The sequence below is a fragment of the Pseudomonas syringae group sp. J254-4 genome (assembly GCF_032586855.1).
Taxonomy (GTDB): Bacteria; Pseudomonadota; Gammaproteobacteria; order Pseudomonadales; family Pseudomonadaceae; genus Aquipseudomonas; species Aquipseudomonas amygdali.
Genome location: NZ_JAWHOO010000011.1, coordinates 46,828 through 71,492, shown reverse-complemented (window position 1 = coordinate 71,492; position 24,665 = coordinate 46,828). Strand labels below are relative to the sequence as shown.

Below are 24,665 nucleotides of genomic sequence, written 5' to 3'. Positions count from 1 at the left end.
AACATTTTATTCAACGAGATTTATTCAGATGAACGAAGAATACCCCAAGCCGCCATTTGCCAGCCAGCCACAAGATGTTCCAGGCATGCAGGGCAAGATGGACCCCTATCCCGATTGCGGTGAAAAGAGCTACAAGGGCTCCGGACGCCTGCAGGGCAAGATCGCGCTGATCACCGGCGCCGACAGCGGCATTGGCCGCGCAGTCGCGATCGCTTTTGCACGTGAAGGCGCGCAGGTCGCGATCTCCTACTTGAACGAGCATGAAGACGCGCAAGAAACCAAGCGCTGGGTCGAAGAGGCGGGCCGTAAATGCCTGCTGTTGCCGGGCGACCTGGCACAGAAGCAGCAATGCGAAGACATCGTGAGCAAGACCGTTGCAGAGTTTGGTCGCATCGATGTGCTGGTCAACAACGCTGCGTTCCAGATGACGCATGAAACGCTGGACGAAATCTCCGACGAAGAATGGGTCAAAACCTTCGATATCAACATCACGGCGATGTTTCGCATCTGCAAGGCTGCGGTTCCGCATATGCCGCGGGGTGGCTCGATCATCAATACCAGTTCGGTCAATTCGGACATGCCCAAGCCGACGTTGCTGGCCTACGCAACCACCAAGGGCGCAATCGCCAACTTCACCGGTGGTCTGGCGCAGTTGCTGGGCGAGAAGGGCATCCGCGTGAACAGCGTTGCTCCAGGTCCGATCTGGACCCCGTTGATCCCGGCGACCATGACCGACGAAGATGTGAAAAGCTTCGGTAGCGAGACTCCGCTGGGCCGTCCAGGTCAGCCGGTGGAAGTGTCGCCCATCTACGTGCTGCTGGCCTCGGATGAAGCCAGCTACATCTCCGGCTCGCGTTATGCAGTGACGGGCGGCAAGCCGATTCTGTAAATTCATGAAACGTTTGCGCGGTTGAAACGGTGCCTTGGCGGGTGCCGTTTCTGAAGCATCAGGCACGTTATTTCAGCCGCGAAGCATCGCCCGGTGAGAAGGGCGGACACACGTCCTCCCAGGTTTGAATAGGCGTTAAAGTCTGTCAGTCAGCTGAACAGGTCGACCTGTTGCAGGAAATTTCAAGGCGCTAGCGGTGTCCATGTAAGACACCCCGTGTTCAGGCAGTTGTTGATGAAGTTCTCCAGATTTTCCCAATCCCTTTCAAAATGGGCGGGCAGCCCGGCCACCTTTGCTTCAGCCGTCGTGCTGATCTGCCTCTGGGCATTCACTGGTCCGTGGTTTCACTACAACGATACCTGGCAGTTGATCATCAATACGTCGACTACCATCATTACCTTCCTTATGGTGTTCTTGATCCAGAACACGCAGAACCGTGACAACGATGTCCTGCACCTGAAAGTCGACGAGCTGTTGCGCGTGACCAAGGATGCGCAGAACTCGTTGCTGAACCTCGACGGCCTCACGCAGAAGGACCTCAGGGCCCTGCGCAAGAAATACGAGGCCATGGGCGGCGAGCACGATATAGACGCCCCTTTACCGATGGCCGAGGCCGAACAGCGAATCTGATCGCTCAGCCACGCCGGTTTTTCCAACTACCTATGGAGATTTTTCATGTATCCAGACGTACAGCTTTATATCGATGGCCAATGGCGCGCGAGCCGCGATGGCCGTTCCATTCCGGTCATAGATCCTGCAACCGGCCAGTCGCTGGGCAGTGTGGCGCATGCCGGTATCACCGACCTTGACGAAGCCCTGGCGGCGGCCGAGCGTGGCTTTGCCACCTGGCGCGCGACCTCGGCCTATGATCGCTACAAGCTGATGCAGAAAGCCGCGAACCTGATTCGCGAGCGTGCCGACAACATTGCCCGGATCATGACCCAGGAGCAGGGCAAGCCCTTGGCCGAGGCGCGCATGGAAACCCTGTCTGCCGCTGATGTCATCGACTGGCTGGCCGAGGAAGGGCGTCGCAGCTATGGCCGTATCGTGCCTTCCCGCGGCGTGGCCATTGAGCAGAAGGTCATCAAGGAGCCGGTCGGCCCGGTCGCTGCGTTCACTCCTTGGAATTTCCCGATCAACCAGGTGGTGCGCAAGTTGTCCTCGGCACTGGCTGCGGGCTGCTCGATCATCGTCAAGGCCCCGGAAGAAACGCCAGCGTCGCCTGCCGAGCTGATTCGCGCTTTCGCCGATGCCGGTGTGCCGGCTGGCGTCATCGGTCTGGTCTACGGTGATCCGGCAGAAATTTCCGGCTACCTGATCCCGCATCCGGTCATTCGCAAGGTCACGTTCACTGGCTCTACGCCGGTCGGCAAGCAACTGGCCGCATTGGCTGGCAAGCACATGAAGCGGGCAACCATGGAACTGGGTGGTCATGCGCCGGCGCTGGTGTTCGATGACGCTGATATCGACCTCGCTGCGCGCGTGCTGGCCACCGCGAAGTTCCGCAACGCCGGGCAGGTCTGCGTATCGCCGACGCGGATTCTGGTACAACGCAAGGTGCTTGCTGCGTTCACCGAGAGATTTGTGGGCCTGACCCGCGAGATCAAGGTCGGCAACGGTCTTGAGGCGGGCACCACCATGGGGCCGGTAGCCAACGAGCGACGTATTCCTGCGCTGGTCGATCTGATTGAAGATGCTGTGCGTGGCGGCGCTACCTTGTCTGCCGGAGGCAAGGCTGTCGAGGGGCCGGGCTATTTCTTCGAGCCAACCGTATTGAGTGGCCTGACACCGCAAATGCGCATCATGAACGAAGAACCCTTCGGGCCGGTTGCGCTGCTGGTGCCGTTCGACACCGTTGAAGAGGCGATTGCCGAATCCAACCGGGTGCCGTTCGGGTTGGCGTCCTACGCGTTCACGACCTCGATGAAGACCGCTCAGGCGCTGAGTACTTACATTGAGGCGGGCATGCTGTCGATCAACCATCAGGGCATCGGCTTGCCGGAAGTCCCGTTCGGCGGGATCAAGGATTCCGGTTACGGTTCCGAGGGCGGCACCGAGGCCATTGAGGCTTACCTGAATACCAAGCTGGTCACTCAGTACAACTGAGTGCGCAACGGGTAAATAAAAACGGTCGCGATGTGCAAGCATCGCGACCGTTTTTTTTGTTGCACGTACGCGTTAGTCCTTGGCTTGAATACCGGTCTGTCTCATGACCAGATTCTTTTCTTTCTTGTACTGCAGGGCAACTTCAGGTGCCGGGCCGCTCTGGCCGGTTTCCATCCACTTGCGTATACGGCTGGCGTCGGCGAAGTGGGTGTACTTGCCGAACGCATCCAGAATAACCACGGACACAGGACGATTAGCCATGCTGGTCAGCAGCACAAGGCAGTGGCCGGCCTGATTGGTAAAACCGGTCTTGGTCAGCTTGATATCCCAGTTGTCCTTGCGCACCAGGTGGTCGGTGTTGCTGAAACCCAGGGTGTAGGTCGGTTTGCGGAACGTCACCGTCTTTTGCTCGGTGGTGCTCAGTTCACTGAGCATCGGGTATTTGCGTGCCGCCATCACCAGCTTGGTGAGGTCGCGTGCGGTCGATACGTTGTAAACCGACAGGCCGGTAGGTTCGACATAGGCGGTATGTTTCATGCCCAGCGCCTTGGCCTTGGCATTCATCGCCAGAATGAACGCGGGATAACCACCGGGATAGCTGTGCGCCAGGCTCGCCGCCGCGCGGTTTTCCGATGACATCAGGGTGATCAGCAACATGTCGCGGCGGTTCATTTCGCTGCCGAGTTTAACCCGGGAGAACACACCTTTCATTTCCGGGGTCTGGGAGATATTGACCGGTATGACTTCGTCCATCGATTGTTTGGCATCAAGGACTACCATCGCGGTCATCAGTTTGGTGACCGAGGCAATTGGCACAATCACGTCCGGGTTGCTGGAGTACAGGACCTTGTCGGTTTGCAGGTCGATGACCATTGCGCTGCCTGAGGCGAGGTGCAGATTGGAAGGATCACGATTCAGAACAGCGGATTCGTTTGCCAGCGTGGTAGTGGAAAGCGCCGGGCCGGTAAGTACAAATAATAGGCCCAGAAGAGACAGACGAATTTTCAAGAGCAAGGCTCACTCGATAAAGGTGGTAATGGAAGGGATCGCGTCAAAACGCTGCATTTTATGAGCAGACTTTGCGGTATGTCGATGGGTGTCGTAGGGCGTTTCATTAATAAATGCAGGAAATGGGATTTCGTTAAGTTGCGGTTAAGTGGCTTTTTGCTTTCAAAGCTGTTTAAAACCGAACCACAATTGAATAGTCGTGGTGTGAAAGGCCTGCACCGATTAGCATTCCATGCCATTCAGGTCACCGATTCAAGGAGTCATGCAATGCTCAAGGGGTTTGTCAGCAAGGATTACGCGGTACTGGTGATCATCGCTTCGCTGGTTGTCATCCTGCTGCTGGGTGTCGGCTTTACATCGCGCCCCAGTGACTGGGCAGGCTGGATGCAGGCCATCGGCCTGATCGTGGGCTTGATGGTTGCCGTGGCTGTACCCGCCATTCAGCGCAAGCAGGAAGCGGAGCAGGCGCGCAAGCAGATACGCGACCGCGAAGTAGGCTATGCCCGGCGCATGCAGTATCTGTGTGGCGAATTGAGCGAATTGCAGGGCCGTATCAGTCTCAATCTGACGCATCTACGCGCCACTGACCGGCACAGCTTGAAATACACGTTGCAGGATTACCTGCATCGTTTGTTCGAGTCTCACAAACAGGACCTGAACGATGATCGCGTGGTGCTGGCTCACGAGTTGCGTCAGGTTGCCAATGACCTGATCGATGAACTCGACAGTGGTCGTACCGATCGTGTGGTGTTCATGGCACTGGAAAAGCGCCTGCAGAAGCTGGCGCATCGTTGTCAGGTCAATGCCGCTATGGCCGAGCGCGGCTGAGGCGGATCGTCTGCTTTCCCTGGCTCAAAAAAAGCCCGCCTTCAAAGAGGCGGGCAAGGGGATGTGCGGAGCAACGCACGAGGTTCGCAGAAAAAATCAGCTGTTGAGGGGCTGGCACTGCATTTGCCGGGACAACTCTTCGGCGACAGGCAAAGACGCCAGAGGGCCGCTGACCGGCTCGCCATCCTGAATCAGGTACCAGCAGGCCAGCAGACCTCGCTCTCTGAGCGGCGCTGGAACTGCACTGCCGACGACGGACATGATGTGTACCTTGGTCATAACTGCCTCCTCAATCCATGCCGCTACTGTAGAGGCCGATCGGGAAAGGTAGAAATCGACACTCTCAATAGTGGTCATTGATAACAACGAGGGTCGGGCACATTGCATTGGCAGGCGATAGTGTGAGCACAGCAATGAAAAACCCGCCTGAAGAGGCGGGTTTTTTGTTCGGTTACCAGCGGCCGCGTGGCGGGCCGTAGTAATAGCCCGGGCCTGGTGGTGGCCCGTAGCGATGGTAGTAGCCTGGCGGTGGAGGCGGTGGGTAGCGCTCGACAACCTGGTAGACCGGGGCCGGCTGATAATAGACCGGTGGTGGTGCGTAGTAGACCGGCTGTTGTTGCACATAAACCGGCTCGCGCTCTACGTACACGGTTCTATCGCGACTTGAAGATACCGCCGCCCCGACAACGGCAGCGCCTACGATAGCACCTACCACGGCAGGGCCACCCCAGCCACGGTCAGCATTCGCCTGGCCAGCAAGGGCCAGGGCACCTACAAACAAGGCGATCTTGGGGATTTGACGAATCATGATTGTTCCTCGCTCTCAACCCGTTGTCGCGCGCCTGCATCACTCTCAAGCACTGCCACGGGATAACACTATGACATCGAAATTGTAAGAATCTGCGAAAGTGCTGAGTAAATTTTATGTAAGGTGTGCGGCGCGTGTCCTCGCGTTCACTGGTGCGTAGCATACGCTTTTATCGAATATTCAAGCCATTACCGTCTGGAGGAAACCCGTATGCCCATTACTGCAAACAGAGACACATTGTTGTGCATGTCCATGGCCGCCCGTCCCGGCAACTTTGGTGTGCGTTTCCACAATCATCTTTATCAGCAGTTGGGCCTTAACTTCTATTACAAGACCTTCTCACCCAATGACCTTGCCGCTGCCGTGGCGGGTATCCGGTCGCTGGGGATACGTGGCAGTGCGGTTTCGATGCCATTCAAGGAAGCCTGCATTGAACTGGTCGACGAACTTGATGCTTCCGCCGCCGCCATCCAGTCGATCAATACCATCGTCAACACCGACGGGCATTTGAAGGCGTTCAACACGGATTACATCGCGGTTGCGCAACTCATGGAGAGCCACGCCGTCCCTCGTAGCGCATTTGCCCTGCGCGGCAGCGGGGGCATGGCCAAGGCGGTTGCGTTCGCGTTGCGCGATGCGGGTTTCACCGATGGGCTGATCGTGGCCCGCAATGAGCAGGCCGGTCGACGCCTGGCCGAGGCGTGTGGCTTTCGCTGGCAGGCGGAGCTGGGAAGCGTGCGACCACCTTTGCTGGTCAACGTCACGCCGCTAGGCATGCAAGGTGCCCAGGCTGACGAGTTGTCGTTTGACTTGCAGGCCATCGATGCGGCCGAGACGATTTTCGATGTGGTGGCCACCCCGGCCGAAACGCCGCTGATCCAGGCTGCCCGCCGCCTGGGCAAGCGCGTCGTGAGCGGCGATGAAGTCGCGGCGATCCAGGCACTGGAGCAGTTTGTGCTGTATACCGGCGTCCGCCCGACCGATGAGCAGTATCAACAGGCTGCGGCGTTCGCCAGAGCCGGCTAGTGGTGGCCTGCACACAGAGTCGGACGGGGCCGGGCATCACTCCAGTCTGGCAAGACGCTCTTCAAGGGCTGCGACGCGTGCTTCCAGCTCATCAAGACGCTGGCTTGCAGCAGGGTTTGCTGCGTTACGCTCAGGCGCTTGCTGACGGGCTGCAAGCAGCTCCTGCAGATCCTCCGGATCGCCCAGCAGGTGCATGTAACGATCTTCCCGTTGGCCGGACTGACGGGGTACGAGCATCGCCAGGCCTCTGGCGATGAGCCGTTCCAGTTGATGGACGAGTTGCTCGCTGTCCTCAAAATCGTGCATGCGGTGACTGCGCGTGAGCAGTTCGCTGACGGTCTGCGGGCCGCGCAGCAGCAACAGGCCGGTCAGTATCACCTGCGCAGGGACCAGCTCAACGGCCTTGTCGACCCGGTGCTCCCAGCGATCAGCGCGACTGCCCATCACCAGACGCGTCAGGCCTCGGCTCTCAAGAGCGCGCAGGCTCTGACCGACCTGGCCTTGAGTCAGGTTCATGACCGGATCGCGACTGGTCTTCTGGTTGCAGGCAAGCACCAGTGCATTAAGGGTCAGCGGGTAGGTTTCCGGGTTGGTCGCCTGTTTCTCGATCAGGCAGCCCAGAACACGCACTTCAGTGCTGTTGAGTTGCAGGGCCTCGGCATTCGGGGAGGATTCGGAGGAGGGCGATTCAATGGACATGACGCTTCCCTGAGTGATGGCGGTGGATCAGCGTAGGGCGTGGCGCACATTATTGCCAGTGTCTGTTGCGCTGATCTGCAGGGTCGCTGAAAAGTGTCACGGTGTTTGCCGTCAGGTGGGTCTATAATTGCGCCTTTCTCAATCAGGATATGTCATGTCTATCTCCCTGTACGCCGCTTCCATTCCTGTCTTTCAGCAAATGCTCAATGCGCTGAGCGATGTTCTGACCAAGGCTGAAGCCTACGCGACCGAGAAGAAAATCCAGCCGCCAGCGCTGCTGCAGGCGCGTCTGTTCCCGGACATGTTGCCTTTTACCCGTCAGGTGCAGATTGCCGTCGATTTTGCCAAGGGTGCTTCGGCCCGCCTGGCAGGCGTCGAGATCCCGCAATACGATGACACCGAAACCACCTTCGCCGAACTGCAGGCACTGCTTGCCAAGACGCTCGCGTTCATCGGCAGCATCACGCCCGAACAGGTCGACGGCAAGGAGGGTATCGAAATCGTCCTGCGCCCCGGCACCGAAAAGGAAAAGCGTCTGAACGGTCAGGCTTATCTGCTCAGCTATGCCTTGCCGCAGTTCTTCTTCCACGTCACCACCGCTTACGACCTGCTGCGCCATAACGGCGTTGAAATCGGCAAGCGTGACTTCATGGGCAAGTTCTGATTCTGAAACGTGCGGGGCTGAAGCCTCGCTGATGTTCTCGTCCCTCGCCGTTATGCGCAAATCCAACTGACTATCGTGCCAATGCTCCGCATTGGCATGCATTGGCTGACGCAGAGCGTCACGAAATGTATTACCACGCGGAGCGTGGCAACGAGAGTTGTTGGGGTGTCAGCCCTGTTTTTCGGGCTGTAGTGTTGTTCTGGAGTATTCATGTTGTTGCCCATACTTCTGTTGTCGGCCGCCGGTTTTACCGTGCTGACCACAGAATTCGTCATTGTCGGTCTTTTGCCTGCGGTTGCCCGCGATCTGGATGTCACGGTTTCGCAAGCGGGGCTGCTGGTCACCCTGTTCGCATTCACGGTTGCAGCTTTCGGTCCCTTTCTGACTGCCTACTTCTCGCGTTTCGAGCGCAAGCGTCTGTTTATCAGCATCCTTGTGCTGTTCGGCTTTTCAAATGTACTGGCAGCGCTGGCACCCAATATTGCCGTGATGGGGCTGGCGCGGCTGATTCCTGCGTTGGGGCTGCCGGTGTTCTGGGCACTGGCCAGTGAGACCGCCGTGGACATCGTCGGGCCGCAGTTCGCTGGTCGGGCGATTGCCAGAATCGGTTTCGGCATCGTTTGCGCCACTGTGTTCGGCATTCCCATCGGCACCCTGATTTCCGATGCTTTCGGCTGGCGCAGTGCGTTTCTGGTGCTCGCCGGCCTGGCATTTGCCAAGGCACTGTTGCTGGCGGTCTATCTGCCACGGACGGCGGCGAAGAAAAACCCGGTGTCGATCCTCAACCAGTTCGGCATTTTGCGCAGCCGGATGATGCAGGGGCATGTGCTGCTGTCGGTACTGGTATTCAGCGGCATGTTCACCGCCTACACCTATCTGGCGGACATGCTGGAGCGTCTCGCCGGGTTCGACGGCAGCCTGGTGGGCTGGTGCCTGATGGGGTTTGGCGCGGTCGGCTTGCTCGGAAACTCGCTGGGCGGGCGCATGGTTGACCGGCATCCGCTGATTGCCAGCCTGGTATTCTGCGCCTTCATGGTAGTCGGCATGGTCGCTGTGGTGCCCAGCATTCATTCGGTGTTCGCCTTACCAGTCGCGCTGGCAATATGGGGTATCACCCAGGCCGCCTTGTTTCTGGTCAGCCATGTCCGGTTGATCAAGGCCGCACCGCAAGCACCTGCGTTCGCTGCGTCACTGAACATCGCCGGAGCAAACCTTGGCATCGGCATCGGTGCGATGATCGGCGGCAGGGTCATTGATCATCTCGGTCTGGGTAACGTCGGTTTCGCCGCCGCTGGCATTATCGTTCTTGCGATTGTGCTGGCAGTGCTGCTGATCAGACGTGATCCCGGCCCGCTTACCGCCTAACCTGCGTCGGTAAACAGCTGGTTTCGTGCGCTTTCGGCGATGGCGACAACGCCGGGGTGTTTGACCTTGCGCTCCACGGTGATGGCGTAGAATGATTCGGTCACCGCATCGGTGTGGCCTATCACTTGTACGCCATACTGGCTCTGCACCTCATCGGCGATGACGCTGGGCGCAACAAAGACACCGCTGCCGGATTTGCCAAACGCCTTCATCAACGCGCTGTCATCAAACTCGCCGATGATACGCGGCTGGATGCTCTGTTCGGCAAACCAGCGCATCAGCCTGCCGCGAACGACGGTTTCCTGGCCTGGAATCAACAGCGGCGCACCGTGCATGCACTGCGGAAAGCCACTTCCGATACGTTCTGCCACTTCACGGGTCGCAAAGAAGCTGACCCCGCATTCTCCCAGTTTCTGGCTGTAGCCCTTGATATCCAGGTGCTGCGGCATGGGGCTGTCGGAGATCACCAGGTCCAGACGCTGGATTGCCAGGTCTGCCAGCAGCCTTTCCAGTTTGTCTTCCCGGCAGGTGATGCGAATGGACTCACTGAGGTTCATGGTCGGGGCAATCAGCCGGTACACGATGGACTTGGGTACCACGTCAGCCACGCCGATGCGCAGCAGCAATTGCTGTTCATCGGGCTGCGAGCGCAGCAGGTTTTCCAGATCATTGCCCAACTGAAACATCTGTTCGGCGTAAGGCAGGGCCAGGCGACCCGCTTCAGTCATTTCAAGTTGCCGGCCTACGCGCTGGAACAGATCGACACCCAGGGACGCCTCCAGCAGGCTGATCTGCCCGCTGACGGTCTGCGCGGTGAGATTCAACTGCTCGCAGGCGCGCACGATGCTCCCGGTTTTGGCTACCACCCAGAAGTAATGAAGCTGACGGTAATTGAGCATGATTTCTGCCGATTCGGTAAAACCGAAGTATAAGCCTTATAAAATCGAATTTTCCGTATGTTTCAAAATGTCTAGAATCCGTTTCCAACGCCGGGCTGAACACGTCGCCCAGCCTTGCTTACCGAGGAAGCCATGAATAAACCCCTTTACGCCGCACTGCTGGGCTGCTCGCTGCTGGTAATGGCAGGATGCGATCAGATAGAGTCATCCACCAAGCATGTGGTGAATGCTGCAGCCGACACTGCAAAACAGGCGATTGACGAAACCCATCAAGCCGCAACCAAGGCGATTGATGAGGCAAAACAGGAACTTTCGGTGCAGCAGCCACCACAAAGCTCGGCTGAAACCGAAAGCAAGACCGATAAATAAATCTGACTTACAACTAATATTGGCTCAGGCAGGGCAGTGATCTATGGAATACCTATTGGAACTCGCAACAAGTCCGGCAGCCTGGATCGCGCTGGCAACACTGGTGGTCATGGAAGTCGTATTGGGTATCGATAACCTGATCTTCATCTCGATCATCACCAACAAGCTCCCTGAGCACCAACGAGAAAAGGCGCGCAAACTGGGTATCGGTATGGCGCTGGTGATGCGCCTGGGCTTGCTCAGCACCGTGGCGTACATCGTGCAACTGACAGAGCCGGTATTCGAGGTGTTCGGTCAGGCGTTCTCGTGGAAGGACATGATCCTGATCGCCGGTGGCCTGTTTCTGGTCTGGAAAGCGACGACGGAAATTCACCACAGCATGGACGTCAAGACCGAGGAAGAAAAAGCCCTGGGTTCGGTCGTGGCATTGAGCATGAGCGCGGCCATCGTGCAGATCCTTATGCTGGATCTGGTGTTCTCCATCGACAGTATCATCACTGCCGTGGGCATGACCGAACACTTGCCGATCATGGTCATTGCTGTAATCACTGCCGTCGTCGTGATGCTTGTCGCTGCAAACACGCTGGCGAAGTTCATCAACGAAAACCCGACGGTGGTCATGCTGGCCCTGGGCTTCCTGATCATGATCGGTATGACGCTGATCGCCGAAGGCTTTGGCGCTCATGTGCCCAAGGGCTACATCTACGCTGCCATGACCTTCTCGGCAGCCATTGAAGGCCTGAACATGCTGGTACGCAGAGCAAGACGCAAAAAGGCGGCTGCTCAGGTGTCCGCGCACTGATAGCAGGCCAGGCTGAAAAAAAGGTCGACCCGGGTAAACCGGGTCGACCTTTTTGCATTTTCACTGCCGACAACTGTATCCGAGCGGCACAACGAACTATCAGCTGGCCACAGCAGCGGGTACTTTGACAGCCTTTACCAGGCTCGGCCGTTTTGCCGCAGGTAGCGCTGCACTGCGCGGCTGGTGATGGCGACGGGATATGCGCATCACGCCCCACAGCATGGCGCTGGCTACGGCAAGCCACGAAGCGAGCAGCATCACGATTGTCAGTTCCAGGCTCATAAGTGCCTCCACATTCCTGCTTTTGTTGCGGTCTTGATAACTGACAGTCTAGTACGGGGCGTGTTTCGGTTAATTGACCAGTGGCGCATGGCTATGAACTATTTTCTCCATTCGGCCCGATGAGCCGCAGTGCCTGACTATACCCTGAACCCCCAGAGCTCTATGATCGGTGTCCAGGCCGGGTCGTGGGTTGCCCGGCATCAGTTGAAGCGAGTGAACATCTTGTCGGTCTCTTTCTATTCCGGTACTGCCGGTGCATTACGTTCATGGCTGGTTTTAGCCTTGCTCATGGGTCTTGTCGGCTGTTCTTCAATGGTCACGCCCGAGATGAAACGCCTTCCGGACCGGGTCGAACTGACGTCGGTGCCGTTCTTCCGGGGTAACGCCTACCAGAGCGGGCCAATGGTGCTGGCAAGCATGCTGGCCAACCAACAGGTACAGACCACGCCCGGCTTGCTCGACAAGCCGCTGCAACTGCCAGGTGCCGAAGACCGCCTCGAACAGAATATTCAGAAGGTTGCGCGGGAATACGGCTTCATGGTCTATCCGCTTGATGGCCAATTACAGGACCTGCTGACTCAGGTGTCGGCGGGCTATCCGGTCATGCTGCGCTTTGCCCAGGGTTCTGCACTGTGGAAAGGCCCGCGTTATGCCGTGTTGATCGGTTACAACCGGGTAAAGGAGACCGTGTTGTTGAATGCGGGCATGGATCGTCGCTATTCAATGAGTTTCAGCAGCTTCACATCGGCGTGGAAAGAGGCCGGCAGTTGGGCGGTGCTGGTTCAGTCGCCCCGGCAGCTGCCCGCCAATGTCGATCAGCAGCGCTGGTTGCAGGCTGCTGAAGCTTTATCGAAGTCCGGACAGGAGCAGGCGGCGGGCGAGGCGAAACGAACGCTGGCACGCGGCGTTAAATGAAATAAACGCGGCACAAACAAAAACGGCACCGATAAGGTGCCGTTTTACTGTCAGCGAAGTTAAAAACCCAGCCGGTCACGCAGGCTGTAATACCAGGCGCCCAACGCGGTAAGCGGGGTGCGCAGCATCTGTCCGCCGGGGAAAGGATAGTGGGGCAGGTCGGCGAACGCATCAAAGCGCTCTGCCTGACCGCGCAACGCCTCGGCCAGAACCTTGCCCGCCAGATGCGTATAAGTCACGCCATGTCCACTGCAGCCCTGCGAGTAATAGATGTTGTCGCCAAGTCTGCCAACCTGGGGCAGGCGAGACAAGGTCAGCAGGAAGTTGCCGGTCCATGCGTAGTCGATCTTCACATCCTTGAGTTGTGGAAATGCCTTGAGCATCTTCGGCCGGATGATGGCTTCGATGTTGGCCGGATCTCTGGCACCGTAGACCACGCCGCCGCCGAAGATCAGGCGTTTGTCGGCGCTGAGGCGGTAGTAATCCAGCAGGTAATTGCAATCCTCGACGCAGTAATCCTGCGGCAGAAGTGTTTTAGCCAGTTCATCACTCAGCGGCTCTGTGGTGATCACCTGAGTACCACAAGGCATCGACTTGGCAGCCAGTTCCGGAACCAGGTTGCCCAGATAGGCGTTGCCAGCCACGATGATGAATTTCGCGCGGACCTTGCCTTGCGCGGTATGGACCACAGGGTTGGCACCGCGCTCGATGCGAATGGCCGCCGACTGCTCGTAAATCGTGCCGCCCAGGGTTTCGACCGCAGCCGCTTCACCCAGCGCCAGATTGAGCGGGTGAATATGGCCGCCGGTCATGTCCAGCAGCCCGCCGATGTATTGATCACAGGCAACGACTTCGTTGATCCGGCGCTTGTCCATCAGCTCAAGGCCGGTGTGGCCGTAACGCTCCCACAGTCGTTGTTGGGCTTCCAGATGCGCCAGTTGCTTGCCTGTCAGCGCTGCAAATACACCGCCATCCTTCAGGTCGCACTGAATACCGTAGCGGGAAACCCGATCGCGAATGATGGATGCGCCCTCAAAGGCCATCTGCCCCAGCAACTGCGCCTGGTTTGGCCCGACGGTTCGCTCGATCACATCAATGTCACGGCTGTAGCTATTGACGATCTGCCCACCATTACGCCCAGACGCGCCAAAGCCGACTTTTGCCGCTTCCAGCACCGTGACCCGGAATCCATTCTCCAGCAGGAACAGCGCACTCGACAGGCCTGTATAGCCAGCGCCGATGACGCATACGTCGGTCTCGACTTCACCCTGCAACGCCGGGCGTTCCGGGGCTGCATTGGCTGAAGCGGCATAGTAGGACTGCGGATAGGGCGTATTTGCCATCCTGAGACTCCGTTTAATATTCTTGACGATGTGGCGATCGTACCCGAGAACCAAAAGCTCTGCCAGCAACAGGCAAAAAGAGTCACTTCCCGTCAACGGGTAAAAAACGCTGTAATTCATAGGCTTAGAGAAAAAATAGGTTGACAGGTATCTGGATATCCGTAGAATGCCGACCCACAGCAGGCACGTAGCTCAGTTGGTTAGAGCACCACCTTGACATGGTGGGGGTCGTTGGTTCGAGTCCAATCGCGCCTACCAGATAAAATCCGCTCTGCTGGGCGGTAAGAAAAGGGTCAGCCGAAAGGCTGGCCCTTTTTTGTTTCAGGCTGTCTTTTGCAGGCCTGGTTTTTCAGGAGCGAAGGCACATGAGCTTCTGACGACTCAATTCATAGGCTTTACAGCGGCCCAATTCCGAGTTTCAAGACCAACTGCAGCGTAGCTTCTTTCTGGATGTTGTAATCAGCCAGCGTTCGTCCATCTTCCAGTTGCTTGCCTGCAAATATAAGTCGTTGTTTTTGAGGCGATATATTCTTCTCGTCCCGTATCTTGCTTTTAACGTTGTCGATCGTGTCACTGCTTTCTACGTCTAGTTGGAATTTTTCGCCTACCAATTGTTGTATGTAAATTATCATCTGGCTCGCCTGACTGGTTTGATAAATATTAAAGGTGCTCGAACATAAATACCTGCTTTGGACGTTCGAAGTGTTTTTAATTCATTCAGGTTAGAGCTGCCCGGCGAAGAATGAAACTAGTAAAGTTGCTAGGTAGGGTTTAGTAAGATTCTCAAGTGCAAAGCTGGATGCGCAAGGACGTCGCTTTATCAGCATTTTGGAGGCGAGGGTGAGGTTTCTGGCGCCGCCTGATCAGAACTGATCTCTGATGCAGGGTCTAAAAAATTCATGTATTCAGAGAGTTACTGCAAAAAAGAATTTGACAGGCATTCGAATATCCGTAGAATGCCGACCCACAGCAGGCACGTAGCTCAGTTGGTTAGAGCACCACCTTGACATGGTGGGGGTCGTTGGTTCGAGTCCAATCGCGCCTACCAGATAAAATCCGCTCTGCTGGGCGGTAAAAAAAGGGTCAACCGAGAGGTTGACCCTTTTTTGTTGCGTCTGTCTCACCCGAAGCAAGTGCCCGCTCTTGTGCCAACGCAAAGCGTTGACACAAGAGCACAAGCAGCTTCAGGGAATCAGTCGGTCACGGCGCAGCTTTTCAAATACTTCGAAAAACGCGTCGTCACTCGCCTGAAAAGCCGTGAAGCCCAGTTTGCGACTTTTCGACATATCCGTAACCACTTCGATCGGGCGACCCAGGTCGGCGTCGGTGTGCCACGGCGAAATCAGGCGGCTGATATCGCTTTCCTTGAGTTGATGCTCGCGGACAATATCGGTCCAGGCAGCCTGATCATCGGCCATCTGCGTTTCCAGCGGGGCTGGCTCGCTCGGAAAATCGGCGGGCTGCAGGCCGAAGTACTCGGCGATCTGCCCCCACATCCAGCTCCAGCGGAATACGTCGCCATTGGTGATATTGAACGCCTGATTGGCCGCAGCAGGCGTCGTGGCGGCCCACAATTGCTGATGGGCCAACTGACGTGCATCGGTCATGTCGGTCAGGCTGTCCCACTGCACACGTGAGCCCGGGAACACGAAAGGTCGGCCGGTTGCCTTGCAGATCGAGGCATAGACGGCGAGGGTGGTCGCCATGTTCATCGCGTTGCCGACGGCGACACCTGTCACGGTGTGCGGGCGATGGACGCTCCAGGTAAAACCGTCTTTCTCGGCGGCAGCGAAGACTTCATCTTCTTGCGCATAATAGAAGTTCTCGATATCCAGGCGCGCTTGCGTTTCCCTGAACGGAGTCTGTGGCAGCGTGCCTTTGCCGTAGGCTTCGAACGGGCCAAGGTAATGTTTGAGCCCGGTGACCAGCGCGACATGTTTCACGCTGCCAGCGGGCCGCACAGCGTCCAGCACATTGCGCACCATTGCAGCATTGACGCGAATGTTCTCTGCTTCAGTGGCCTGACGCGACCATGTGGTGATGAAAACGTGGGTGGGCTTCAAATCAGCCAGGGCCGCACTGACGGACTCCGGGTTCTGCAGGTCTGCAGCCACCGGAATTACGCCGGGCCGCGCTGAAGGGCTACGGGAGAGGGCGGCAACCTGCCAATCGTTTTCCAGTAACAACTGTGTGATTGCACTGCCGACAATGCCACTTGCGCCAACAACCAGGGCGGTCTGAGTCATAGGGGATCTCCTGAGACGGGGATGAAGGTAATAAACCGTCTGCTCTCTCAGAACAGCTTCAGGCCTGACCGTTCAACCTGATCTGGCTGATCACCCTTTGGCGTTGCGCCAGATGCTCTCAGGCCCGCTGGGCATACGACTTGACGATGGTCTTGGTCGCACTGCTGGCCTTCAAGTCTGCGAGTTTCTTCGGAGCCAGCCATTTGCAGGCGGCAATCTCATTCTGCGGCGAAGGCTCGCTTGAGGCCGGGACCTGCGTAGTGAATACGTAGTGAGTAACCTGATCTTTCTCATAGACCTCGAGATAGAGCAGATCAAGGTTTGTCAGGCCTGTTTCCTCGCACAATTCACGCATGGCGGCCTGAGCAGGCGTTTCACCGGCCTCGATCTTGCCACCAGGCAATGCCCAGCGCGACTTTGGTTTGCGTACGTAGAGGACCTGACCGTCGCGTTTGCAGATGACTGTCGCTCGTTGTTTCATGATTCGTTCACCTGTTAAAACGTCCGTTGACATGAGTATCTGCAAGGACTTCGTGAACTTGAGACCCAAAAGCAGTCAGTAATAGTCACTAAAATGTAATAAATAGTTCATTTTTCTGGCCGGGACAAGCTCATGCCAGCGCCAGCCAGGCGCAATTGCCGACTTCAAGCCGCTGCCGACATTTACAGTGAGTATGAGTATCAGTGGGTTATTGTCTGTAGTCAGTTCATGCCTTGCGACGTACGGCATGTCTGTGCGCGCAGCCGTCCTTGGCAGCGCTAGGCTCTTCAGATGCATTCAACCCGCATCATGCGGCGTTTGAGTCAGCAGGAATTTCCTGCTTGAGGCTGGCCATGTCGATGACAAAACGATATTTCACGTCGCCTTTGAGCATCCGCTCGTAAGCCTCGTTGATGTCCTGCATGGCGATCATTTCAATGTCTGAAACGATGCCGTGTTCAGCACAGAAATCCAGCATTTCCTGGGTTTCCTGAATGCCGCCGATCAACGACCCTGCCAGACTGCGGCGTTTGAAGATCAAATTGAAGACTGCCGGTGACGGGTGCGGTTCTGCCGGTGCGCCGACCAGCGTCATGGTGCCGTCACGCTTGAGAAGGGACAGAAATGCATCCAGATCATGCGGTGCTGCGACTGTATTGAGGATGAAGTCCAGGCTATTGGTCTGGGCTGCCATCTGTGCCGCATCTTTGGATACAACAACTTCGTCGGCACCCAGCCGCAAGCCGTCTTCACGCTTGTCGGGCGATGTGGTGAACAGCACCACATGAGCGCCCATGGCGTGGGCGATCTTGACGCCCATGTGGCCGAGCCCTCCGAGCCCGACAATGCCCACTTTTTTGCCGGGGCCGACTTTCCAGTGGCGCAATGGCGAGTACGTGGTGATACCTGCGCACAACAGCGGCGCAACAGCGGCCAGATTGGTGCCGTGAGAGATGCGCAGGACGAACTTCTCCTTGACCACGATCTTGTCGGAGTAGCCGCCGAAGGTGTTCTCGCCGCCAAATACCGGGCCGTTGTAGGTGCCTGTGAAGCCGCTCTCGCAATATTGCTCGTCACCCTCTGCGCAGGGTGTACATTGCTGGCAGCTGTCGACCATGCAGCCGACACCCGCGAGGTCGCCGACCTTGAAATGTTTGACGTCTGCACCGACTGCCGTTACCCGGCCAACGATTTCGTGGCCTGGAACCGAAGGATAGAGTGTGTTGTGCCACTCATTGCGTGCGGTATGCAGGTCCGAGTGACAAACGCCGCAGTAGAGAATGTCGATCTGAACGTCTTCGGCACCGGGTGAGCGGCGTTCGAACTGATACGGTTTGAGCACTTCCTGAGCAGACTGCGCTGCGTAACTGTAAGTCTTGACCATGACTGTCACCTGTTCAGTGGGGGGATGTGTAACGCCGCGAGCAAGCATAGCCGAGCTCTGCTCATTTGCCTTGCCGGTCGCGAAACACCTGAATCTGACCCGTATGGCAGCCGGGTAGTGCCCTACGTCACATGGATGTCATCTGACAGGCAAAGGGTCTGCCAAAAAGGTATGAACTTTGCAACAATGCGGCAGCACACTTGTTACCTTTGGTCATGGTTTTTAAGGATGACCGCCGTCGGCTCATGCATCTGGTGTTTCCATGACAGTCTCACATCTGGCCACGGGTATATGCCCGAGCGTAGCGTTCAGTCCAGACACCACGTTGGCTGCCAACCATGACAGATTCGCCAGTCACGCGCCCATCGACGCACTTTTGAGCGCTGCACGGGAACAGATACCGGATATCGCCTGGGCGGCCTACGCTGCAGGCGAGCTGAAATGTCTGCTTGGGCAGGGCGACCCTGCAGTCGTCTGGCCTGCGCACATCGCTGCTGAAGACTTCGACGCATACTGTGCTCAATTGCAGCTCCATCGCAGAATCGCAGGGCAGGGCGAGGGCGTGCTGGGCTGGGTGCTGGCGCCAATGGCCGAAAAAGACCATCCCGTGCTGGTGGAACTCGCTGCCAGGCTGGGCTCACTGTTGCAGACCGCTGCGTTGATCCGGGCGCAGAACACCCAGCGGGTGCTCTATGAAATCAGCCTGCTGGCCAGTTCCACGCTGGATCGCGGGGCTTTTCTGCAGGGTATTCATGAGCAGTTGAGTGCGCTGATCGATGCCGAGAACTTCTACGTCGCGCTGTATGACCGACAAAGCCGCAAAATCACTTACCCGTATTACATCGATCGTTTCGATGACGAAGCGATGGGGCACGAGACGTTCGAATTCATCGACGCCGATAGAATGTCGCTCACCGGGTATGTCTTGAGCACCGGGCAACCTTTGTTTCTGGAAGCTGCCTGTATCGAGCGCGCAAAAGCCGAAGGTCGTTTTTTCTGTGTGGGGCGTCTGCCGGAGTTCTGGATGGGCGCGCCCTTGAAAAACGCCTCGGACGAAGTATTCGGCATGGTCGCGATGCAGGTCTATGACGTGTCCCGCGTCTACAGTGCTCAGGATCGCGCGTTGTTTTCCGTGGTGTCGCGGCATGTGGCGATGGCCTTGGACCGGCTGTTGCGGCGTACCGACCTGGAGCAGATCGTGGCACTGCGCACGCAACAGCTTTCGGCAGCCAACGACGCCCTGCGCCAGGAAGTGCGCGACCGTGAACGCGCCGAGCATTTGCAGAGTGCCCTGTTCCAGATTGCCGAGCTTTCCAGCCAGCCCGGCGACATGAATGAGCTGTTTCGCAGCCTGCACATGATTGTCGGCGAGCTGCTGGTAGCGCTCAATTTCTACATCGCCCTTTACGACAGCGCCACGGGCGAAGTGACCTTTCCTTATTACATCGACGAATACCAGCACACGCCGCCACGTTCACGGCGTGGGCAGCGTGGCTTTACCGAGTATGTGATAGGCCAGCGGCGACCCTGTCTGATCGATTACGACGATGCCCGCAGGCTGGAAAGCCTCGGCGAAATCGAGGTGCAAAAAAATACCGGTCGTTCTTCTTCCTGGCTGGGCATTCCGTTGTTCGATGGCGAGCAAGTGCGCGGCGTTCTGGTGGTGCAAAGCTATTCGAAGGATGTCAGCTATACCTTGCGTGATCAGGAACTGCTGACCTTTGTCTCTCGCCACATCGACACGGCACTGTCCCGCCGCAGCGCGGCAGAAGCGATCCATACCGCCAATGTGCTCCTGGAAGCCCGGGTTCGCGACCGGACCCGGGAGCTGGACCAGGCCAACGCCAGGTTGCAGCATGAAAACTCCCACGACTCGTTGACCGGGTTGCCCAACCGCAGTCACTTGCAACATCGCCTGAAACAGGCGTGGCAGGACTTTTGCGTGCACGGCCAGCAGCTGATTGTCATGTTCATCGATCTGGATCGCTTCAAGATGATCAATGACAGCCTTGGCCACCACTGCGGCGATATCCTCCTGGTGCAGGCCGCCGAGCGGCTGCGCAGTTGCATGCGTGAAGGGGATCTGCTGGCCAGGCTTGGAGGTGACGAATTTGCGGTGCTGAGCATCGATACGCCGTTGCAGACCGGTACGGACATCGCTCAGCGGATCCTGGCCGCGTTCGAGCAGCCGTTCGTGATCGACGATCACAGCGTCTTTTCTTCCTGCAGTATTGGCGTGGTGGGTGCCGACAGCCGCTTTCATCAGGAGCCGGCTGATCTCTTGCGCGATGCCGACACCGCCATGTACCGGGTCAAAAATGGCGGGCGCGACAGTTTCGCGGTGTTCAATCAGGCTCTGCGTCGGGAGGTTTCGGATCAGGTCGAACAAGAGGGTGCGTTGCGCACGGCCCTGAAGCGTAGCGATCAACTGATCCCCTATTTTCAGCCGGTCATCTGTGTCAGGACCGGAGAGTTGCTGGCGTTTGAAGCCCTGATCCGCTGGCGCATGCCGGATGGACGGATCGTCGGGCCGGAAAGCTTTTTGCCCGCGCTGGAGGGGTTGCGCCTGATTGGTCGTCTGGATATCTACATGCTCAAATGTGTAGTGAACATCCTGGCCCAACCCGAGAACGGCCACTGGCCGCCAGTGCATGTGAACTGCTCCAGCTACAGCATCACCCGTCCGGCATTCGCTGCAGAAGTGCTGGCGATGCTAGCTGAACAGAATGTTGCGCCCTGGCGTCTGTGTCTGGAGCTTACAGAGGGGGCTCTGGTGGCCGACCCCGAGCAGGCACGCCTGTCAATGAAGCAACTGGCCGAGCAGGGCATGTCGGTCATGCTGGACGATTTTGGCGCGGGGTTTTCTTCGCTCAGCTATGTGCATCAATACCATTTCAGCGGCTTGAAAATCGACAAGTCGTTTATCTTCGGACTGGCCTCCAGCGTACGCAGCCGGGCCATCGTGCGGGCCATCGTGCGCATGGCCGAATCCCTTGATCTGAACGTCGTCGCCGAAGGTGTCGAAGATCTGGAAACACTCGAGCTGCTGCGCGAGATCGGCGCGACCCAGGCGCAGGGTTACTACTTCTCTGAACCGTTGCCGATTGAGCTGCTGAACGTCAATACCGGTCGTGCGGCAGGCTGAAAGCAGCCTGTGTCGGTGAATGTTTGCCGCAAACGGCAGAATGTATGGGTTTTTTTGACAGTGCTGATCCTGAGCGTCTAAATTTAAGTTATAAAAATCAGTAGGTTATAAATTTATTGCGCACTTGGCACTGGACTTGCTGTTGAACCTGCGCAACAGGTTCCTCAGGAGGTGAAAGATGATTATTGGCACGAGTGCGCTTGAGCAGCTTGTTTCCCGGGCTGTAGTTGGGCGCAAAACCGTAGATGAGGTGTCTCAGGACGCATTCAGCTCGGTTGCCGCCGCTGGCCTGACATCAGGCTCGGCACCGGTTACCACGCCGGTCAGCAATTCAACATCGCAAGACAGCAAGCAGGACAACAGCGGTTACAACGAATCCTTCGCGCGGATGATGATCAACCTCAAGTCTGCCGGTGATTCGTCACTGTCGGAAAAGACGGCTGATCGCGACAACGGTGTCATCGGTTCAGTGGCCAGCGCCACCAGCACCACTGACACTGCATCGACGGGTTCGGTAGAACAGAAGTTCATGGACTCTCTGAAGCAGACAGCCGAAGAGAAAGTGCGCGAGAAGCTGACGGGCGTCACCCAGAAAGACTACGACGCCATGGCACCTCAGGACCAACTGGCCATTGACCAGAAAGTCCAGGACGCGCTCAAGGACAAGCAGAACAACGTTGCGGATGACATCAACACCCGCATCAGAGGTATCAAGGCCGGCATGTTGGCTTGACCAGGCAGTGGGTTCAGTTGCTTGTTTGGCGACTGTAATGGCTCTTTCGTGAGCAAGCTCACTCCCACAAATGGAATGCTTTCCAAATGGGAGTGAATCCTGAAACTTCTCCCGCTTGGAACAGGTTCGGAATGTGGGAGTGAGCTTGCTCACGAAGACTTTATTTCATGCGTTACATGTTGCGGATGTACCGCTGTTTTTGTTTCTCGTCGAAAACTGAATCACCCCAACTGATGCCGATACGGCAGATCCGGCCCGACCTTTGTGCAGGTCAGCGCCGCTGCGCCGACGGCAAAATTCAGCATCTCGTCCAGTGTTTCCCGTGACAGCGTCGATAAGCCTTGTGGCGTATCGAGCTGACGCTCGCTGAGGAAGGTCAGTAGCGCCGCCTGAAAAGTATCCCCGGCCCCGACGGTATCGGCGGTGACCACCGTTTTTGCCGGCACTGACCAAGTACCATGCTGCCGGGTAAAGACGCTGGCACCTTGCGTGCCGCGGGTGACGATGACCAGTTGCGTACGCTTGCCGAGCCAGCCTTCGGCGATTTTTTGTGGATCGCTGTCCGGGTACAACAGGTGCAGGTCTTCGTCACTGACCTTGATCAGGTGCGCATGTTCGGCGAACGTAGCGACCTGGCTGCGCCAGCGCTGAATGTCCGGTGCCGGGTTGAGGCGCACGTTGGGGTCCAGTGAAATCAGGCGCGTCGCACTTTCGCGGGCGACCAGCGCCAGCAGTGTGTCGGCAATCGGCTGCACCACCAGCGAAAACGAGCCGACGTGAATGCCGCGTACCTGCGCATCGAGTTCCGGCAGATGTTCAAGGCGCAACTGCCGGTCCGCGCAGCCGTCGCCGCGAAAGCTGTAAGTCGGCGAGCCATCGCTGCTCACGGCGACCATGGCCAGTGTCGTGGGCGCGTCGAAGTCGATCAGGTGATCGGTATTGACCGTTTCCTTTTCCAGCACGGCACGCAGCCGACGACCCAGGTAATCGGTGGACAGCCCGGCAAGAAAGCTGGCTTCCACACCCAGACGGCGCAGTCCGATCGCAACGTTGAACGGCGAGCCGCCAGCAATCGCATCGAACCCCAATCTGTTCAGGGAACCGCTGTCATCAGCGCGGGTGAAAATATCGAACAGTGCTTCGCCACAAACCAGAAACATAAGTGCTCCATGAAAAAACGGTTCAAACCTTGCGCAGTTGCGCCTGATAACGCTGATAGACCTGCTGATAGGCGGCCACATTATGCACCACGGGGTGCGTCTCACTGCTTTGATCGAGGCTCACACAGCGTTCGCACAGTTGCTGCAGGTCTTCAGCCTTGCCGTGGGCATGCGACCAGCACCAGGCGGCCTGAATGGCCGCGCCCAGCGCTGCGGCTTCTGCGTGGTCGGTGCAGATCACCGGAGTGTCCATGATGTCCGCCACGATCTGCCGCCATACTGCACTTTTGGAACCGCCGCCAATCAGGCGGATTTTCTCGCTTTTGATGCCGCTGTCGCGCAGCAGGTCCAATCCGTAGCGAAGACCGAAGGTGGTGCCTTCGACCACGGCGCGGGACAGGTTGGCCTGGGTCAGATTGGTGCTGTCCAGGCCGACGATGCTGCCGGTGGCATCGGGCAGGGCGGGCACACGTTCGCCGTTCAGAAAAGGCAATATCAGCACGCCTTCGGCCCCTATCGGAGCCTGGGCGACGGCCTGGTTGAACCCGGCGATATCCAGAGCGAACAACTCACGAATCGCCGTGGTCGCATTGGTCAGGTTCATGGTGCAGATCAATGGCAACCAGCCACCGGAGGACGAGCAGAAGGTAGCGACCGATTCATGTTCGCTGACCCGCGCCTCATCGGCGTAGGCATAGACAGTGCCTGACGAGCCCAGGCTCATGGTGATCAGACCCGGCTGGATATTGCCCGTGCCAATGGCGCCCATCATGTTGTCGCCGCCACCACTGGACACCAGTGCGGCGGGGTTCAGGTCCAGCAATCGGGCGATTTCAGGACGCAGCACGCCAACCGCTTCGTGTGCTTGCACCAATTGCGGCAGCGCCTTGCCCAGACGGCCGCTCGGGTCGATGTGCGCGAGCAGCGGCAGGTCCCATTCACGGGTGCGCACATTGAAATAACCGGTGCCCGATGCATCTCCGAATTCAGTGCAGCAGCGGCCGGTCAGCCAATAGTTGAGGTAGTCGTGGGGCAGCAGCACCTTGTCTATGCGCTCAAACAGCTGCGGGTACTGCTCCTTGGTCCACAGCAGTTTGGACACGGTATAGCCCGGCGCAATGACCAGGCCAAGGCGTTGCAGAGAACCCTGCGCGCCGCCCAGGTAATCCAGCAAGCGCTGGTTTTCCGGGGCCGATTCAGTGTCGCACCACAGTTTGGCCGGGCGCAGCACCTCACCTTGAGCATCGAGTAGCACCAGACCATGTTGCTGGCCCGATACGCCGATGCCGAGAATCTGCTGTCCCGACACACCCGATTGCGCCAAAGCATCGCGGGTGGCCTGTTGCAGCGCGTTCAGCCATTGCCCGACGTCCTGCTCGCGGCGGCCGTTATGGTCGCTGATCAGGCTATGCGAGGCCGAACCCTCGCCCAGTACAGTACCGCGTTCGGTATCGAGCACCAGCACCTTGGTGCCTTGGGTGCCGCAGTCAATTCCAAGAAACATGGGCGCACC

General features: G+C 57.7%; 25 protein-coding genes and 2 tRNA genes. 14 read left to right on the top strand and 13 right to left on the bottom strand.

Annotated features, from left to right (window positions below):
- The first annotated feature begins 28 nt into the window (after window positions 1–28).
- The 3 genes from RYB09_RS14880 to RYB09_RS14870 all read left to right on the top strand — a co-directional run bounded on the left by RYB09_RS14880 (window position 29) and on the right by RYB09_RS14870 (window position 2,995).
- Window positions 29–889, top strand: coding sequence for an SDR family oxidoreductase (locus tag RYB09_RS14880; RefSeq protein ID WP_010411343.1), 861 nt, complete (start codon window positions 29–31; stop codon window positions 887–889).
- 234 nt (window positions 890–1,123) lie between these two features.
- Entirely contained in the window at window positions 1,124–1,519 is a 396-nt protein-coding gene (locus RYB09_RS14875; protein ID WP_316889093.1) for a low affinity iron permease family protein, read from the top strand.
- A gap of 45 nt (window positions 1,520–1,564) precedes the next feature.
- Window positions 1,565–2,995, top strand: a complete 1,431-nt coding sequence (locus tag RYB09_RS14870; RefSeq protein ID WP_316889091.1) for an NAD-dependent succinate-semialdehyde dehydrogenase — start codon at window positions 1,565–1,567, stop codon at window positions 2,993–2,995.
- Window positions 2,996–3,067: 72 nt separating this feature from the next.
- On the opposite strand, the gene pbpG is transcribed toward RYB09_RS14870, so the two are convergent.
- The gene (pbpG, locus tag RYB09_RS14865; RefSeq protein ID WP_002553614.1) at window positions 3,068–4,003 is read right to left on the bottom strand and encodes a D-alanyl-D-alanine endopeptidase; all 936 of its coding nucleotides are present in this window, start codon (window positions 4,001–4,003) and stop codon (window positions 3,068–3,070) included.
- Between the two features lie 267 nt (window positions 4,004–4,270).
- Here pbpG and RYB09_RS14860 point away from each other — a divergent pair, with 267 nt between their 5' ends.
- On the top strand, window positions 4,271–4,831 hold the full coding sequence (locus RYB09_RS14860) for a hypothetical protein (RefSeq protein ID WP_057442399.1): 561 nt from the start codon (window positions 4,271–4,273) through the stop codon (window positions 4,829–4,831).
- A gap of 96 nt (window positions 4,832–4,927) precedes the next feature.
- Here the strand turns inward: RYB09_RS14860 and RYB09_RS14855 are convergent, their stop codons facing one another.
- Together RYB09_RS14855 and RYB09_RS14850 are read right to left on the bottom strand one after the other, a co-directional pair.
- Window positions 4,928–5,110: a hypothetical protein gene (locus RYB09_RS14855; RefSeq protein ID WP_005743550.1), complete on the bottom strand. Its 183-nt coding sequence runs from the start codon at window positions 5,108–5,110 to the stop codon at window positions 4,928–4,930.
- A gap of 172 nt (window positions 5,111–5,282) precedes the next feature.
- On the bottom strand, window positions 5,283–5,639 hold the full coding sequence (locus RYB09_RS14850; RefSeq protein WP_002553616.1) for a hypothetical protein: 357 nt from the start codon (window positions 5,637–5,639) through the stop codon (window positions 5,283–5,285).
- Window positions 5,640–5,849: 210 nt separating this feature from the next.
- Here RYB09_RS14850 and RYB09_RS14845 point away from each other — a divergent pair, with 210 nt between their 5' ends.
- Complete coding sequence (locus tag RYB09_RS14845; RefSeq protein WP_219171531.1) at window positions 5,850–6,665, top strand: shikimate 5-dehydrogenase; 816 nt, start codon at window positions 5,850–5,852, stop codon at window positions 6,663–6,665.
- Window positions 6,666–6,701: 36 nt separating this feature from the next.
- On the opposite strand, the gene RYB09_RS14840 is transcribed toward RYB09_RS14845, so the two are convergent.
- Window positions 6,702–7,364 carry a YceH family protein gene (locus tag RYB09_RS14840; RefSeq protein ID WP_219171533.1) on the bottom strand — a complete coding sequence of 221 codons (663 nt, stop codon included), beginning with the start codon at window positions 7,362–7,364 and terminating at the stop codon, window positions 6,702–6,704.
- 154 nt (window positions 7,365–7,518) lie between these two features.
- Here RYB09_RS14840 and RYB09_RS14835 point away from each other — a divergent pair, with 154 nt between their 5' ends.
- Entirely contained in the window at window positions 7,519–8,028 is a 510-nt protein-coding gene (locus tag RYB09_RS14835; RefSeq protein ID WP_002553619.1) for a DUF1993 family protein, read from the top strand.
- A gap of 210 nt (window positions 8,029–8,238) precedes the next feature.
- The gene (locus tag RYB09_RS14830) at window positions 8,239–9,393 is read left to right on the top strand and encodes an MFS transporter (protein WP_230018515.1); all 1,155 of its coding nucleotides are present in this window, start codon (window positions 8,239–8,241) and stop codon (window positions 9,391–9,393) included.
- Here RYB09_RS14830 and nhaR read toward each other — a convergent pair.
- A complete protein-coding gene (gene nhaR, locus RYB09_RS14825; RefSeq protein WP_058401447.1) occupies window positions 9,390–10,292 on the bottom strand; it encodes a transcriptional activator NhaR in 903 nt (300 codons plus the stop codon). The genes RYB09_RS14830 and nhaR overlap by 4 nt on opposite strands.
- A 132-nt stretch (window positions 10,293–10,424) precedes the next feature.
- Here nhaR and RYB09_RS14820 point away from each other — a divergent pair, with 132 nt between their 5' ends.
- The gene (locus RYB09_RS14820) at window positions 10,425–10,661 is read left to right on the top strand and encodes a hypothetical protein (protein ID WP_057422018.1); all 237 of its coding nucleotides are present in this window, start codon (window positions 10,425–10,427) and stop codon (window positions 10,659–10,661) included.
- Between the two features lie 43 nt (window positions 10,662–10,704).
- Window positions 10,705–11,463 (top strand): TerC family protein, encoded by a 759-nt coding sequence (locus RYB09_RS14815; RefSeq protein WP_316889088.1) that lies wholly within the window; start codon window positions 10,705–10,707, stop codon window positions 11,461–11,463.
- A 99-nt stretch (window positions 11,464–11,562) separates the two neighbouring features.
- Here RYB09_RS14815 and RYB09_RS14810 read toward each other — a convergent pair whose 3' ends face one another.
- Complete coding sequence (locus RYB09_RS14810) at window positions 11,563–11,745, bottom strand: hypothetical protein (RefSeq protein WP_219171535.1); 183 nt, start codon at window positions 11,743–11,745, stop codon at window positions 11,563–11,565.
- Window positions 11,746–11,964: 219 nt separating this feature from the next.
- Between RYB09_RS14810 and RYB09_RS14805 the strand changes: the two genes are divergently transcribed.
- Window positions 11,965–12,660, top strand: a complete 696-nt coding sequence (locus tag RYB09_RS14805) for a peptidase C39 family protein (protein ID WP_058401566.1) — start codon at window positions 11,965–11,967, stop codon at window positions 12,658–12,660.
- A 59-nt stretch (window positions 12,661–12,719) separates the two neighbouring features.
- Here the strand turns inward: RYB09_RS14805 and RYB09_RS14800 are convergent, their stop codons facing one another.
- Window positions 12,720–14,003, bottom strand: coding sequence for an NAD(P)/FAD-dependent oxidoreductase (locus RYB09_RS14800; RefSeq protein ID WP_122281350.1), 1,284 nt, complete (start codon window positions 14,001–14,003; stop codon window positions 12,720–12,722).
- A 181-nt stretch (window positions 14,004–14,184) separates the two neighbouring features.
- Here RYB09_RS14800 and RYB09_RS14795 point away from each other — a divergent pair.
- Window positions 14,185–14,261, top strand: a tRNA-Val gene (locus RYB09_RS14795).
- 137 nt (window positions 14,262–14,398) lie between these two features.
- On the opposite strand, the gene RYB09_RS14790 is transcribed toward RYB09_RS14795, so the two are convergent.
- Complete coding sequence (locus RYB09_RS14790) at window positions 14,399–14,635, bottom strand: ubiquitin-like protein (RefSeq protein WP_054098357.1); 237 nt, start codon at window positions 14,633–14,635, stop codon at window positions 14,399–14,401.
- Between the two features lie 339 nt (window positions 14,636–14,974).
- Here RYB09_RS14790 and RYB09_RS14785 point away from each other — a divergent pair.
- Window positions 14,975–15,051: transfer RNA gene (locus RYB09_RS14785), tRNA-Val, on the top strand.
- 136 nt (window positions 15,052–15,187) lie between these two features.
- Here RYB09_RS14785 and RYB09_RS14780 read toward each other — a convergent pair.
- From RYB09_RS14780 to RYB09_RS14770, 3 genes are all read right to left on the bottom strand, one after another.
- Window positions 15,188–16,249, bottom strand: a complete 1,062-nt coding sequence (locus RYB09_RS14780) for an SDR family oxidoreductase (protein WP_316889086.1) — start codon at window positions 16,247–16,249, stop codon at window positions 15,188–15,190.
- Between the two features lie 118 nt (window positions 16,250–16,367).
- Window positions 16,368–16,730, bottom strand: a complete 363-nt coding sequence (locus RYB09_RS14775) for an NUDIX hydrolase (RefSeq protein ID WP_058407477.1) — start codon at window positions 16,728–16,730, stop codon at window positions 16,368–16,370.
- A gap of 307 nt (window positions 16,731–17,037) precedes the next feature.
- Window positions 17,038–18,114, bottom strand: coding sequence for an NAD(P)-dependent alcohol dehydrogenase (locus tag RYB09_RS14770; RefSeq protein ID WP_316889083.1), 1,077 nt, complete (start codon window positions 18,112–18,114; stop codon window positions 17,038–17,040).
- A 262-nt stretch (window positions 18,115–18,376) separates the two neighbouring features.
- On the opposite strand from RYB09_RS14770, the gene RYB09_RS14765 reads away from it, so the two are divergent.
- The gene (locus tag RYB09_RS14765; RefSeq protein WP_316889081.1) at window positions 18,377–21,259 is read left to right on the top strand and encodes an EAL domain-containing protein; all 2,883 of its coding nucleotides are present in this window, start codon (window positions 18,377–18,379) and stop codon (window positions 21,257–21,259) included.
- A gap of 178 nt (window positions 21,260–21,437) precedes the next feature.
- On the top strand, window positions 21,438–21,992 hold the full coding sequence (locus RYB09_RS14760) for a hypothetical protein (RefSeq protein ID WP_004665039.1): 555 nt from the start codon (window positions 21,438–21,440) through the stop codon (window positions 21,990–21,992).
- A 221-nt stretch (window positions 21,993–22,213) separates the two neighbouring features.
- Here RYB09_RS14760 and RYB09_RS14755 read toward each other — a convergent pair whose 3' ends face one another.
- Together RYB09_RS14755 and xylB are read right to left on the bottom strand one after the other, a co-directional pair.
- Window positions 22,214–23,152: a carbohydrate kinase gene (locus RYB09_RS14755; RefSeq protein ID WP_316889079.1), complete on the bottom strand. Its 939-nt coding sequence runs from the start codon at window positions 23,150–23,152 to the stop codon at window positions 22,214–22,216.
- 22 nt (window positions 23,153–23,174) lie between these two features.
- Window positions 23,175–24,656 carry a xylulokinase gene (gene xylB, locus RYB09_RS14750; protein WP_316889077.1) on the bottom strand — a complete coding sequence of 494 codons (1,482 nt, stop codon included), beginning with the start codon at window positions 24,654–24,656 and terminating at the stop codon, window positions 23,175–23,177.
- Window positions 24,657–24,665 lie beyond the last annotated feature (9 nt).

What these genes read in the sequence shown, in the direction of transcription:
- RYB09_RS14880 (WP_010411343.1), top strand. Translation starts at nt 29, where the DNA reads ATGAACGAAGAATACCCCAAGCCGCCATTTGCCAGCCAGCCACAAGAT.
- RYB09_RS14875 (WP_316889093.1), top strand. Translation starts at nt 1,124, where the DNA reads ATGAAGTTCTCCAGATTTTCCCAATCCCTTTCAAAATGGGCGGGCAGC.
- RYB09_RS14870 (WP_316889091.1), top strand. Translation starts at nt 1,565, where the DNA reads ATGTATCCAGACGTACAGCTTTATATCGATGGCCAATGGCGCGCGAGC.
- RYB09_RS14860 (WP_057442399.1), top strand. Translation starts at nt 4,271, where the DNA reads ATGCTCAAGGGGTTTGTCAGCAAGGATTACGCGGTACTGGTGATCATC.
- RYB09_RS14855 (WP_005743550.1), bottom strand. Translation starts at nt 5,110, where the DNA reads ATGACCAAGGTACACATCATGTCCGTCGTCGGCAGTGCAGTTCCAGCG.
- RYB09_RS14850 (WP_002553616.1), bottom strand. Translation starts at nt 5,639, where the DNA reads ATGATTCGTCAAATCCCCAAGATCGCCTTGTTTGTAGGTGCCCTGGCC.
- RYB09_RS14845 (WP_219171531.1), top strand. Translation starts at nt 5,850, where the DNA reads ATGCCCATTACTGCAAACAGAGACACATTGTTGTGCATGTCCATGGCC.
- RYB09_RS14840 (WP_219171533.1), bottom strand. Translation starts at nt 7,364, where the DNA reads ATGTCCATTGAATCGCCCTCCTCCGAATCCTCCCCGAATGCCGAGGCC.
- RYB09_RS14835 (WP_002553619.1), top strand. Translation starts at nt 7,519, where the DNA reads ATGTCTATCTCCCTGTACGCCGCTTCCATTCCTGTCTTTCAGCAAATG.
- RYB09_RS14830 (WP_230018515.1), top strand. Translation starts at nt 8,239, where the DNA reads ATGTTGTTGCCCATACTTCTGTTGTCGGCCGCCGGTTTTACCGTGCTG.
- nhaR (WP_058401447.1), bottom strand. Translation starts at nt 10,292, where the DNA reads ATGCTCAATTACCGTCAGCTTCATTACTTCTGGGTGGTAGCCAAAACC.
- RYB09_RS14820 (WP_057422018.1), top strand. Translation starts at nt 10,425, where the DNA reads ATGAATAAACCCCTTTACGCCGCACTGCTGGGCTGCTCGCTGCTGGTA.
- RYB09_RS14815 (WP_316889088.1), top strand. Translation starts at nt 10,705, where the DNA reads ATGGAATACCTATTGGAACTCGCAACAAGTCCGGCAGCCTGGATCGCG.
- RYB09_RS14810 (WP_219171535.1), bottom strand. Translation starts at nt 11,745, where the DNA reads ATGAGCCTGGAACTGACAATCGTGATGCTGCTCGCTTCGTGGCTTGCC.
- RYB09_RS14800 (WP_122281350.1), bottom strand. Translation starts at nt 14,003, where the DNA reads ATGGCAAATACGCCCTATCCGCAGTCCTACTATGCCGCTTCAGCCAAT.
- RYB09_RS14790 (WP_054098357.1), bottom strand. Translation starts at nt 14,635, where the DNA reads ATGATAATTTACATACAACAATTGGTAGGCGAAAAATTCCAACTAGAC.
- RYB09_RS14780 (WP_316889086.1), bottom strand. Translation starts at nt 16,249, where the DNA reads ATGACTCAGACCGCCCTGGTTGTTGGCGCAAGTGGCATTGTCGGCAGT.
- RYB09_RS14775 (WP_058407477.1), bottom strand. Translation starts at nt 16,730, where the DNA reads ATGAAACAACGAGCGACAGTCATCTGCAAACGCGACGGTCAGGTCCTC.
- RYB09_RS14770 (WP_316889083.1), bottom strand. Translation starts at nt 18,114, where the DNA reads ATGGTCAAGACTTACAGTTACGCAGCGCAGTCTGCTCAGGAAGTGCTC.
- RYB09_RS14765 (WP_316889081.1), top strand. Translation starts at nt 18,377, where the DNA reads ATGACAGTCTCACATCTGGCCACGGGTATATGCCCGAGCGTAGCGTTC.
- RYB09_RS14760 (WP_004665039.1), top strand. Translation starts at nt 21,438, where the DNA reads ATGATTATTGGCACGAGTGCGCTTGAGCAGCTTGTTTCCCGGGCTGTA.
- RYB09_RS14755 (WP_316889079.1), bottom strand. Translation starts at nt 23,152, where the DNA reads ATGTTTCTGGTTTGTGGCGAAGCACTGTTCGATATTTTCACCCGCGCT.
- xylB (WP_316889077.1), bottom strand. Translation starts at nt 24,656, where the DNA reads ATGTTTCTTGGAATTGACTGCGGCACCCAAGGCACCAAGGTGCTGGTG.